Origin of the sequence: Natrinema hispanicum, assembly GCF_900111485.1 — an archaeon.
Lineage (GTDB): Archaea > Halobacteriota > Halobacteria > Halobacteriales > Natrialbaceae > Natrinema > Natrinema hispanicum_A.
In genome coordinates this window covers 1-11,596 of the sequence record NZ_FOIC01000052.1, presented here as the reverse complement: position 1 = coordinate 11,596, position 11,596 = coordinate 1, and the positions used below count along the sequence as shown (strand labels likewise).

At 54.0% G+C, this 11,596-nt stretch carries 8 protein-coding genes and 2 pseudogenes; 4 read left to right on the top strand and 6 right to left on the bottom strand.

Features of this window, described 5'->3' with window-relative positions; all coding sequences use genetic code 11:
• Window positions 1-198, top strand: a pseudogene (locus BSG09_RS19120) (IS66 family transposase); the annotation flags it as partial.
• Window positions 199-421: 223 nt separating this feature from the next.
• On the opposite strand, the gene BSG09_RS19115 reads toward BSG09_RS19120, so the two are convergent.
• The gene (locus BSG09_RS19115) at window positions 422-1,357 is read right to left on the bottom strand and encodes an NAD-dependent epimerase/dehydratase family protein (RefSeq protein ID WP_092935968.1); all 936 of its coding nucleotides are present in this window, start codon (window positions 1,355-1,357) and stop codon (window positions 422-424) included.
• Between the two features lie 104 nt (window positions 1,358-1,461).
• Here BSG09_RS19115 and BSG09_RS19110 point away from each other — a divergent pair, with 104 nt between their 5' ends.
• Both BSG09_RS19110 and BSG09_RS19100 read left to right on the top strand, forming a co-directional pair.
• Complete coding sequence (locus BSG09_RS19110; RefSeq protein ID WP_092935966.1) at window positions 1,462-2,466, top strand: sugar phosphate nucleotidyltransferase; 1,005 nt, start codon at window positions 1,462-1,464, stop codon at window positions 2,464-2,466.
• 1,034 nt (window positions 2,467-3,500) lie between these two features.
• Window positions 3,501-4,570: pseudogene (locus BSG09_RS19100) on the top strand (ISH3 family transposase); the annotation flags it as partial.
• 422 nt (window positions 4,571-4,992) lie between these two features.
• Here BSG09_RS19100 and aglF read toward each other — a convergent pair.
• Window positions 4,993-5,730, bottom strand: coding sequence for a UTP--glucose-1-phosphate uridylyltransferase AglF (gene aglF / locus BSG09_RS19095; protein WP_092935964.1), 738 nt, complete (start codon window positions 5,728-5,730; stop codon window positions 4,993-4,995).
• A 111-nt stretch (window positions 5,731-5,841) separates the two neighbouring features.
• Here aglF and aglM point away from each other — a divergent pair, with 111 nt between their 5' ends.
• Complete coding sequence (aglM, locus tag BSG09_RS19090) at window positions 5,842-7,128, top strand: UDP-glucose 6-dehydrogenase AglM (protein ID WP_092935962.1); 1,287 nt, start codon at window positions 5,842-5,844, stop codon at window positions 7,126-7,128.
• Between the two features lie 391 nt (window positions 7,129-7,519).
• On the opposite strand, the gene BSG09_RS19085 is transcribed toward aglM, so the two are convergent.
• From BSG09_RS19085 to BSG09_RS19065, 4 genes are all read right to left on the bottom strand, one after another.
• The gene (locus tag BSG09_RS19085) at window positions 7,520-8,437 is read right to left on the bottom strand and encodes a hypothetical protein (protein ID WP_092935960.1); all 918 of its coding nucleotides are present in this window, start codon (window positions 8,435-8,437) and stop codon (window positions 7,520-7,522) included.
• Complete coding sequence (locus BSG09_RS19080; protein ID WP_254799214.1) at window positions 8,430-8,669, bottom strand: hypothetical protein; 240 nt, start codon at window positions 8,667-8,669, stop codon at window positions 8,430-8,432. Before BSG09_RS19080 ends, BSG09_RS19085 begins: the two co-directional genes overlap by 8 nt.
• 109 nt (window positions 8,670-8,778) lie before the next feature.
• The gene (locus tag BSG09_RS19075) at window positions 8,779-9,147 is read right to left on the bottom strand and encodes a hypothetical protein (RefSeq protein WP_092935956.1); all 369 of its coding nucleotides are present in this window, start codon (window positions 9,145-9,147) and stop codon (window positions 8,779-8,781) included.
• Between the two features lie 1,152 nt (window positions 9,148-10,299).
• Complete coding sequence (locus BSG09_RS19065; protein ID WP_092934782.1) at window positions 10,300-11,490, bottom strand: ISH3 family transposase; 1,191 nt, start codon at window positions 11,488-11,490, stop codon at window positions 10,300-10,302.
• Window positions 11,491-11,596 lie beyond the last annotated feature (106 nt).

Below are 11,596 nucleotides of genomic sequence, written 5' to 3'. Positions count from 1 at the left end.
TCGACGAATAATCGCGCAGAGCGCGCTCTGCGCGAGCAAGTTGTGCTGCGGAAGATGTTCCGGACCCTCCGCTCAGCCGAAGGGGTCCAGATTCACGAGACGATCACGACCATGTTGGCCACGTGGAAACGGCGAGGACTAGATCCGCCCGAACAGCTCCAGTCTATCCTCGGTGGAGAAGAACTCAGCTCAGGGTGAGAGGCATCACCGAGTAGTGAATTATAGTCACGCTATCCAACTACAATATATGAATCAGTTCAAGTACTATTTTACGTTCAAGTACAGCAATTGGCTAAACATACCGAGATTGAACTGTGCCCCCCCTCAAACACCAGATCTTGGTCACTGAATGTCTGACGCAACAAGTCCCCATTTGGAGGTCTTTACATGAGGATGACAAATCTAACCTGGCAGCCGAGTCTTACTCAGAAACTAGCTGCTTGGCTGCCCGACGCACGGATTTGTCACTGCTCAATTTTGGTTTCCACCCGAGTACTCCCAATTTTTCGATCGACAGTCGCATCTTCGGCACGTCGCCCTCCCAGCCCCGATCGCCACCCGTATACTTGTACTCTGGATCCAGACCCATCTCATCGCTCACGATGTCGGCGATTCTATCCACCGAGGTCGTCGTCTGCGTTCCCAGGTTGTAGGTGTGCATTGGACCTGTCTCGTCGGGCGCGCATTTGATCACGTGCTTGATTGCCTCGCCGCACTCTTCGACGTGCATGTAGGACTTCTCTTGGCGCCCGTTCCCCAGGATCGTCAGTACTTCCGGATTCCCTGCAAGTTTCTCAATGAAGTCCGGAATCACGCCCGCACCAAACCGTGGCCCGACAACGTTTGCAAAGCGAAAATTCCAGACAGTGAAATCGTGTGAATGCGCATACACCGAGAGGACCGATTCCTCGGCCGACTTCGCGGCGCCGTAGATGCTGATTGGCTCGAGCGGTGCATAATCTTCAGGTGTCGGCCGCGGCGCTTCACCATATACCGTGGATGATGACGTGAAAGCAATCTTGTCGACACCCACCTTGTCCATTCGGGCGAGAAGTGACTGTGTCATACCAACGTTAGTGTCGAATTGCGTACGTGGGTCGTCACTGTTGACATACTTATCTGCTGCAGCACAGTGAAAAACAGCATCGAGATCTGACGTCACAACCTCGCTCAAACTTTCCCGATCGGTAAGATCCGCCTCAACGAATTCTACATCCTTTGGAATGGAGTCTTTGATGCCGTTCGAGAGATCATCAACGACGAGAACGTCGTTCTTCTTGCAGAGTTGTGCAGCAAGCTCGGATCCAACGAGTCCGGCACCACCCGTTACGAGGAGCCGTTGGTTCTCTAATTGCATAAGTCAGAGATGATTAGTCATGTGTATGTGTTTTCCGGCTGGTCGTTCCAATATCTCTTTTCGCTACCGACGAATTTATAATGCATTGATAGAAGCCATATGGTATGGATGCAGTCGTTCTTGCTGGCGGATACGCAACCCGGCTATGGCCGATTACCAGACGCCGCCCGAAAATGTTTCTGCCGATTGACGGTACTACGGTGATCGATCAAATTTTCGAGGAACTTGAGACCGACGACCGGGTCGAGGATGTCTACGTGTCGACGAACGCAGCGTTCGCTGACGAATTCATGACTCACCTGAATGAAAGCCCTTACGAGAAACCAATCCTCTCAGTAGAGGAGACAACCCATGAGGGCGAGAAACTTGGCGTCATCGGCGCACTTGCCCAGCTCGTCGAGCGAGAATCGATGACCGATGACACCCTTATCATCGCGGGTGATAACTACATTAGTTTCGACGTTGGGGACTTCTTGGACCACTTCCAGTCCCACGGGACGCCGACGATTGCTGCCTACGATGTCGGCTCATCTGAGAACGCCACCCAGTATGGCGTTGTCGACGTAGAGGACGGTCGCGTTGTCAACTTTGAAGAAAAGCCCGACAATCCGGATAGTTCGCTGATCTCGATCGCCTGCTACGGGGTTCCTGCCGATTCGCTTGGTCTTCTTCAGACGTACCTCGAGGGCGGCAACAATCCGGACGAACCCGGGTGGTTCCTCCAGTGGCTCCAAAATCGTCAGCCCGTCCACGCCTTCTCGTTCGATGGTGCGTGGTTTGACATCGGAACGCCCGGTTCATACCTCGATGCGGTCGCCCACCAACTCGACGGCGACGCGTCGGTTGCACCCTCTGCACGAGTCGAGAACAGCCAGATCGGAGAGAATGTGCATGTGATGCGGGGCGCAGAGGTTGTCGACGCGACGCTCGAACGAACCATCGTCTTTCCAGAAACTACCGTTACGAACTCATCAATAAAGGGTAGTATCCTCGACAAATCGAGTGTCGTCGATAGTATCGATCTCGATAACAGCGTGATCGGGGCGCACACGAAGCTACGAAACGAAAGTCTGCGTGAACAAACTGAACAACCTGTGAAGATTATTTAAATGGTCATACACGCTCGAAGACGCTTATCTCTCCTATATTGAAATAGGATTTATCCACCGATCAGACGACGGCTCCTCGGCCTCGAGTCAACTGCACTGTGCTTGAACAGAACAAACACACAATAAAATAATAACGCTACCAGTACTGTCAATATATACCTGCCCAACGCACGACAGGTAGAGAAACCACACAAGAGACCTGAATTAGAGTCATTAAATTCGCTCAACCAGATTTGCCGAGCCTGTTCGTAGCGCCGAAGTTCTGCACGGGTAATCATCCATTCAGTCATGTCCCCCTCAGCAAATTCTGAAACTGCGTCGGTGACGGCATCTGGTGTCTCTACATCGTAACGCTCTTGATGCGCTTGGATTTGCTCGAGTAGCGTCTGGATGTGACCCCCGAGTTCGGCAAGCGAGTGCTCGCGAGCGAGCGTTTTGACGATGTCCTACTCGAAGCACGCGTCGTTACGTTCGTAGGTGGGTTGATCGTCATTGTGTTTGATAATGATGCCGAGACTGACAAACGACTGAAGGCACTCACGTACAGCCTGTGTCTTGCAGTCGGCGCAGGCTGCGACCTCGGATACTTTGCTCGGTGATTGCATCCGGGTACTGTCTCATATAGGTGTGCCTCTATGGTGCCCTCTGCAAATGGATTCTCAACTATAGTAACAACTGAAACGATTTACACACTGATCGCACAGCTGTCGTGCGATTAGGTGTACAATGACTTTCAGTGGCTACTATAGTCGGTACTTCCCGACTGGTGTGAGAGCTGGAGCTAAAGCGTTGATCTGATGAGGAAAATGTCTGATTGAGTGAATGTATTCAAGATCCCTCAGCCAGACGGTGTTCTTTCGGACTCGGACGTGAAAGATTTAGCGGAAGGCGTCATCTGCCAACTCCCCTTGCCAGGGATCGAGGGCTGAGTGATCGGGGTTTAGTTTGAATACTCGTTTCGGAAGCATTCGCTCGAGTCGTCGGATTCGAACAGCGTACGGCGTAGCCAAGATTCAGAAGTGACGCAGACCATTCCGCCCCTCGATCCCGGGGATATCTGGGCTGTTGTCATTCTTGCAGCAGTCAATCAGACGTCCATCTGGGAGACGTGCAAGGATAACGACAACGCTGTCTGTGACGATACTGTCATGGGCTGGCTATATACGCTCAACCGAGAGTGGCTTGAGCGGATTGCTAACGCCTTCTCAGGGAGTTAGCGATGACGATCCTCGACCGATCAGGGTCGAGGATCGTCTCCATTGACTTCGTCGATAATCCCTACCACGGAACGTACGCCGATGAAGAAGGTGAACTCTGCCGCATGCACGCGAAAGACGGAACAACGACGTGCCACCGGTACTGCACGGCGTATCTCGTCTCGAACGGAAAGCCAGTGACGTTGGCGATGACGTACGTCCGTAGTGATGAGAAAGAGGCCGACGCGGTCGAGCGCGTCCTCGACCGCGTCGAAGCCTATCCCTTCGAGATAGAGCTTCTCTTGGCAGATCGTGGCTTCTACAACGAACGTATTCTGCGCCGCTCACGGGAGATTGCTGCGACTGTCGTTCCCGTCCAAAAGAAGGGCAAGCGCATGAGGAAGAAGCTGGATACGCACTTCTCGTACATGACAACCTATCGGATGTACAAAGGCCGCGAGCGGGAACTGGAATCCCCGCTCGCGGTCGCTGTGTCATATCACGCCGGAGATCGCGGGAAAAGCGGCGAGGTCGTTCGAGGATATGTGGCGTGCGATCTGGCCGATCGCACGCCGAAACAAGTCGAACGGCTCTATCGGAAACGGTCAGCGATCGAAACGAGCTACCGTGTATTTCGCCAAGCGCGAGTGGTAACAACGACACAAGACCCAATCATCCGCTTCGCGTTCGTCCTGATTGGATTCCTGTTGGAGAACCTCTGGCTTGTGCTTCGATGGGCGGTCGTCGCCCGCCCCCAGCGGGGCGGGCGCGACCTGCCCGAGGAATTCACGTTCAAGACCTTCTCTGACTGGATCAGACATGCATTAGAGGAAGAGCTAGAGCGGACTTGGGAGATCGAGATGAACGGAACAGGTGTGCCAGAAGCATACGCGCCGGCCGCGGGCTGACGCCAGCCCGCGGCCTTGGGCAAGCTCCTGGTGAGCAACAGCATTCGCCTAGAACAGCGTATCTCAGCCTTCTTACTTCACTTCTCCTCATCCGTTGATTCTATTTCCTGTTCACTCAGTTACAACACCGGCATTCGCTCTGTTCATCCATGACTCAGCACAGTTCACGAAGCGACGTTCGGGAAGTACCGATAGTAGCGACTCGCAACTCAAACCGGATTCTATTGTCTCTGACACACCCCAGATACTCCATAAGAGATAACAAAAATCCATGAATCGTGCGACACTCATCAAATAACAGTTAGTTAAAATGGCTTAATCAAGTAGTTGTAGGCTGGATTCAACGACGAACCCAGTAGAAGTGCTATTGCACCAACTCTGATTTGCTGGCGACCAACGCTATTGAAGGGATAGAACGATAATCAGTCCGAAACAGCCTCCACAGCAACTTCGTCCTGTAGCCGTCGTTCGGCTTCATCCCGATCCTCCGGGTAGCCAACGTCGATCCGCCAGCCATCGAGGCCGATCGCGTCAATCGTCCGCCCACTTTGAATTAGCAGGTCGATCGCCTCACTGATTTCGTATTCGCCACGATTGGAAGGCTGGACAAGATGGCAGGCGTTGAAGATTGCTGGCGAGAACGTGTAGAAGCCGGTCATCACGAGATTCGATGGCGGCTCCTCGGGTTTCTCGACTACGTCCGTGATCTCCCCGTACTTGTTGGTGTCACAGACACCGTATCGGGAGGCTTCCTCCCACGGCACTTCTTCGACGAGGAAGGCAGCATCTGTACGTTCTTCCTCCTGACGGCGAACGACATCCTCGAGGTTCGCCTGGAAGATGTTGTCGCCGAGGATGAGCATGAAGTCCTCGTCGATGTGTTCTTCGACGGTTAACAGTGCATGGGCGAGTCCCTTCTGTTCGCGCTGATGGCAGTACGTGATCGGGACACCCTTGTACTCATCGCCGTAGTGATCAATAATTCTCTCTTTCAGATAGCCAACGACGAGGACGAACTCGTCTGCACCGAGGTTGACGAGCTGGTCGAGACAATGTGTCAAAATCGGTTTGCCGTCGACATCGACCATTCCTTTGGGTTTGTCTTCCGTCAGCGGTCGAAGGCGCGTTCCTTTTCCTGCAGCAAGGACGACTGCTTTCATTGGAACGATACTATCATTATCATCGTAAATTCTTTTTGGTAACCATGTACTCTGAGCTGGCTGCCACTTCGATCATAAAGATGATTTGTCCGCAATGAGCGGTGTCACACAATGCACATCACGGTTATCGGTAGCGGCTACGTGGGGACGACGATTGCAGCCTGTTTTGCGGACCTCGGACACGACGTGACGGCGATCGATATTGACGAGGAAATCGTCGAGACGCTCAACGACGGACGGTCACCGATCACCGAACCCGGGCTCGAGAATCTCCTCGAGGCCCACGCCGGAAACCGACTCGAGGCTACTACCGCCTACGACGCCGTCCCCGAATCAGACGTCACCTTCCTGGCGATCGGCACCCCGTCGAACGACGATGGTAGTATCGATCTCGGGGCGCTAGAAGCAGCCGCCGAAGCAACTGGCGAAGCCGTCGCGGACAAAGACGAACGCCATCTCGTCGTCATCAAGAGCACGGTGACGCCGCCGAGTATCGAGACCGTGCTTGAGCCAGCCGTTCACCGAGGAGCCGACGAAAACGAAAATATCGGAGTCGGGATGAATCCCGAGTTCCTCCGGGAAGGGAGTGCCGTCTCGGATTTCATGCACCCGGACAAGCTCGTCTTCGGAGCGAGTTCCGAGTGGGGGACGGATCGACTGCACGCGGTGTTCGAACCACTGCTCGAAGACCACGATGCTCACGTCGTCGAAACGGACCCGCAGACGGCTGCGATGATCAAGTACGCGAACAACGCCTTCCTCGCGTCGAAGATCAGCCTGGTCAATGACCTCGGGAACATTTGCAAGGAATTTGATCTCGACGCCTACGAGGTCATGGATGCCATTGGGATCGATGATCGTATCTCAGAGCAGTTCCTCCGAAGCGGCGTCGGCTGGGGCGGCTCCTGCTTCCCGAAGGATGTGAACGCGATTATTGCTGCCGCACAGGATGAAGACTACGAGCCAGCACTTCTCGAGGCTGCCGTCGAGGTGAACGAACGCCAGCCAGCACGCATGCTCGAGTTTCTGTCGAAACACGTCGATCTTGAGGGGGCACGAATCGCCGTCCTCGGACTCGCGTTCAAACCGAAAACTGACGATATCCGTAACTCTCGAGCGATCCCTGTAATCGAGGAACTCAGAGATCAGGGTGCCGATGTCGTAGCCTACGACCCGGTCGCAATCGAACCGATGCGAGATCGATTTCCGGAGATTGAATACACCACCACTGCTGCCGAGGCACTGGATGGGAGCGATGGTGCAGCCGTCGTGACAGACTGGGATGAGTTTGCGACGCTGGACGAAGAATTCGATTCAATGGCCGAACCCGTCGTCGTCGACGGTCGCCGAATCGTGCAGCGACAAGATGGAATCACATACGAGGGAATCACATGGTGATTCTGGACGAACTCGAAAGCTCGAGGACTCATATGTGGTCTGACAGCCCATGAGGTAGTCACTCAATGTTAGCAAAGCTGAGAGGATTTGAGAACTACTGATTACAATTCACTTCACTCGTCTTCAGCAGGCCACCGCAACGTTTCGACGAGGGCCTGTATGGATGTGTCGATCATGACTGCAGTAGTATAGAGAGCGACGTTCGGTAGAGTCCGTGGACAGGTGTCGTCTCCGGTATCGATACTCAAGGCCGTATTCGGAAGTGACCGCCGAAGACCGCTCGAGAGAACCACCGACAGCTAATCAACCTACCAACAACCCGCCTGCGTGATGTGTGGGCGTTGTGTGCTGAGAGATTTAGCCTCTCTCGAGAGTGTGTTCTACCGGATGTCTATGGGTGGCTGTGGACGCCAGCTGTCTCCGGTGCCTGTTCCAGTTCACTCGAGCCAGATGTCACACCAGGAATCTCTACACCTGTAGGGAGTATCAACCGGCGTTCGGTGTACTCAAGACCGTTCTTTCGCTCGGTCCGTTTGCGAACCGCAACACGATGATTCGACAAGTCGAGCACGGCGTCGATCATCCGGGAGACGAGTTTCTTTGCGTATGTCTCGCTCGTCCCTGGCTCTTGTCTGCGGATCCAATGTTTCAGATCACTCGCTTTGACGTACTCTGCGATATCCTTACAGCCAGATTCCCATGGGTTGTCGCCAACACTCGAGTCAGTACGTGCTCTCCACAGCTTTGCAGCGAGCCGTGTCGGAAGAGAATTCGCCGTCGAACGAAGCATTTCCTCGTCCATCTGTGCGAGTTGCTGGATCGGCAGTAAGTCACCGTGAGAGAGTGCAACGCTACCACCTCGCTCAAGTGGATCTTCCGATTGAGGAAGGCGATAGTAGGTTTGGCCGTCGTCTTTAGTGATTCGCTCGAGGTGATCACCGTCGATATTGACCTCGTGATGATCGACGGTCTCCGTGAGAAGGTGAGCACCTTTCTCGAGTTCCCGGGCTTGGAGTTCTTCGATACGCTGTTTATTCACCCCCGATCGCTTACGCGCAGCATCTGTGAGTGCGTCAAGTCGAGTGGCCGCTTCTTCACAGTCATCGAGACGATCACGAAGGCGTTCGTTCGTCTCTTGGAGGCCTGCTTTCTCAGTTTCGAGCCTCTCGAGTTCGTCTTGGGTTTTTTCAAGAACGTCTCCAAGCGTATCGACACGCTCGGTGAGCCGTCTGTTCTGCTCACAGAGGTCTTCGATCGCTTCTGCGAGGGTGTCGGTGGTGATCTCACCGTGTTCTGAGAGCTCACACATCACCCTCACCTCCTTCGAAATGGGTTCGAGCATGGGGTAGTGAAGTCCCCTCTCCGTCGTCACTGACAAACGAAAGTTCTTCGAGATACTCAATCCCGACCTCTTGCCACTTGGATTCGCATAGTTCGAACTCAATGCGTGCCCACGCGTACTCGCCTTCAGGTTGTGGCTCGAAGACGAGTTTTCGCATTGGGCCATGCACAGGCGTCCACCGAAGGGAAAGTTCGTCCATTATCGAACCTCCTCAGCCTGCTCGAGAAGTTCGCAATAGGCGTGCTCAAGATCGCCCGGCGTAATCGGATGCTCAAGTTCGAGCGTAATGGTGACTCGGTTCTCATCGGTCATTGCCGATCACCCTCGTGCATCTTGGCGAAGATCTCCGTGACATCGATGTGGACCGGACGGTCTGTCCAGCCTCTGACCGAGTCAACGTACGCGATCCATCTATCGCGATCCTCGTCTCGCTCGAGTTCTTCGATATGATCGGCTTCACCGCGGACACGAAACCAGTACACTCCCGCATTCTCGGGAAGAAATCGCTCAGCGCGGTCTGGCGTCACATAGACAGTGTTTGTGGCCTCATCGACGTGATGATGGAAGCCTTCGCCGTCCTTCCCAAGGTAACCGTAGTAGCTTCCTGATTGCTCGAGGACGATGTCGTCCTGTTGTCCATCCGAAATCGTTTCGTGTGAGGTAGTCGTAGCTGACATTGCCTTACTCCAAGGCACGGTCGAACGCGTTGGCGCGCGTCGGCCACTTTTGGGCCATTCCGTGCTACTAGATACTGGTATCCCGACCATCTTATTACTTTGTATTGCATAGCGTATAGCGAAGTGCATAGTAAAGCATATCGCAAATGACATTGTACTATGCCATATCAATGAGTACAGTCGGACAAGACATGGTGAATGATCGGTACTCGCCTACCAAGAAAGATGAGCAAGTACTCGATGCGTTAAAAAAGGGCCGTGAAAATGGTGAGCCATGGGGTCGCGCAAACCCTCGCTGGTTAATTGACGAGACTAATCTCTCAAAAAGCAACGTAGAGTTTTGTCTTAGAAGTCTGCGTGATGCGGGCTGGATCCATCGACCTGCTCGAGGGCTGTATGAATTCGTCACCGATCCTCGAGAAGAAGACCCTTAGAAGAAGTGACATACGAATTCGGAAGGTTGCACTGTAGTCAGGTGGGATAAAAGATCTCGACATCGAGTGACAACAGATTGTGATTAGATAGGCGTAAGCAGAGCCAAGAGCTCAGGTCATTCATCCGTAGAATACGCAGAACGAAATATCTAGGTATGACTACCACCACGCACTTTCTAATGATTCCGACAACCTCGAGATGCTGCAGGAATTTTGAGCAACCGACCTAACCGAAAGGCTTCTCTTGAAGCCGTCCTGGCGGCCGACGCTAGTAACGAGAATCTCGCTAATCTCAAAACGGCGATCCAGACCGCCACTCATAGAATGAGACGACCAGCCATTCGGAAACTATTATGTCGTCTCATCTATGAGTGAGTTGCTCAGGGGAGATATCAGATGCTCGAGAAAGAAACAATCGAGAGCGATCGTGCGTGGGAAATCTACTGCAATCGCGGGACGATCTGTCCGGGATACGCTGCAGAAATAACTGAACGCCGACAACTTTGTCAAGAATCGCTAGTTGTCCACTGCGTCAATCACGCCACGGACAGATCCGAGGAAATAGACGAGACGTGAGGCAGAATCAGTGTGTAACCTGACGAGGAGACAGCACACAGTTGAGAATCTGTCTCACTACGCTCACTTTGGCAGAGATTCTGACGACGAGAAAGATAGCTGACGCTAGTAGCCGACCTCGCTTCGTCAGAAGCGAGGCGGCTTAGCCGAGTCCGTGATCACATCCAGGTGGCAATCCGGTACCGTTCGTCCGATGCTTCTCTTTCCATCCCAGATCGCGGTCTAACTCCCGGACGACTCCGTGGAGAAACGCATCTCCGAACGTGAACTCAACGGGAAGTGCTCGCCCGCCACGGCGTGGCCGGGCGAGCACGGCCCACTGTAATACCAGCCACAACTGCTCTAACAAGAACCCGACACCCACGTAGAAGAGGCGAATCGTCGTTGACGGTGTTGTCGTCACTGCACGCGCTTCACGGAACTTCTCGTAGCTCTTTTCGATCTGTGACCGCTTGTTGTAGATCGTCGCAACCTGCGTCGGCGTCCGGTCTTCCAGACCGTACGCCGCGTATCCGGTCGCCTTCACGCCAGACTTTCCACGGTCACCGTTCTGGTAGGTAACGTTCACTGCCATCGGAAACGTCTGTTCGTGCTCTTTCCCCTCACAAATCGTCTCTTCGGTCATGTATGACGCCGTTACGGAGAGCTTCTTTCGGATCGACGCCTTCCCGGTCTTGACCGGGAAGACTGGCGGTGCACTTTCTCGAAGGACGCCAATCAGCTTCCCGACGTAGGCGTCTCGATCCATGAGAATTCGGTCGATCTCGAATGGATACGTCTCGACGCGGGCGAGCAGGCGCTCGACCGCGTCGGCCTTGCTATCTTCGCCAGCAACCGGTTCAACCGCGAGTGTCAGCGGCTTTCCCTGCGCAATCACGAACGCTGTGCAGTAGCGATGACACTGGGTAGTCCCGTCCCGAGCAGACATCCGTCTGATCTCGCCGTCACTGCTGGGATTTCCGTGGAAGGGGTTGTCCATGAAGTCGATACAGACGGTTCTCGACCTGTGGCGGTCGAGAACCGTCATCGCCAGCGTAGCGAGAATATCGTTGACGGCGTCTAGCATCGGGTCTTTTTGGAGCGTGTGGAGCCAATCCATGACGGGTTCTCTATTGGGCGTTTCCTCTGTATTGGTCGTGACGCCGTTGACAGAGGTTGTCCCAGCGGCGGCTCGAAGAACGACTTCCATGATATCGCCGGGATCGAGGGGCGAGCCCTCGATTCCCGGCATCGGAATCAACAGGAGGAGCTCCAGAGAAAGAGCCTTGAGTTGCCGGTTCGAAATGAACTCGTCTGGATCAGTAAGCACCTGCTTGAGTTTTGGAAGGTTCATCAGGTGCGGATCCGGACAGCGGATGAATCAGATTTCTGATTCACCCGCTTCCTTCATCACTACGTGTTAGCCAGCTGGCCGCTTAGCCAGAGTGGACAACTAGCGA

Excerpts from the sequence above, each read along its gene's own strand:
- BSG09_RS19075 (WP_092935956.1), bottom strand. The coding sequence starts at position 9,147 with ATGTCAGCTACGACTACCTCACACGAAACGATTTCGGATGGACAACAG.
- BSG09_RS19065 (WP_092934782.1), bottom strand. The coding sequence starts at position 11,490 with ATGAACCTTCCAAAACTCAAGCAGGTGCTTACTGATCCAGACGAGTTC.
- BSG09_RS19115 (WP_092935968.1), bottom strand. The coding sequence starts at position 1,357 with ATGCAATTAGAGAACCAACGGCTCCTCGTAACGGGTGGTGCCGGACTC.
- BSG09_RS19085 (WP_092935960.1), bottom strand. The coding sequence starts at position 8,437 with ATGTGTGAGCTCTCAGAACACGGTGAGATCACCACCGACACCCTCGCA.
- aglF (WP_092935964.1), bottom strand. The coding sequence starts at position 5,730 with ATGAAAGCAGTCGTCCTTGCTGCAGGAAAAGGAACGCGCCTTCGACCG.
- BSG09_RS19080 (WP_254799214.1), bottom strand. The coding sequence starts at position 8,669 with ATGGACGAACTTTCCCTTCGGTGGACGCCTGTGCATGGCCCAATGCGA.
- BSG09_RS19110 (WP_092935966.1), top strand. The coding sequence starts at position 1,462 with ATGGATGCAGTCGTTCTTGCTGGCGGATACGCAACCCGGCTATGGCCG.
- aglM (WP_092935962.1), top strand. The coding sequence starts at position 5,842 with ATGCACATCACGGTTATCGGTAGCGGCTACGTGGGGACGACGATTGCA.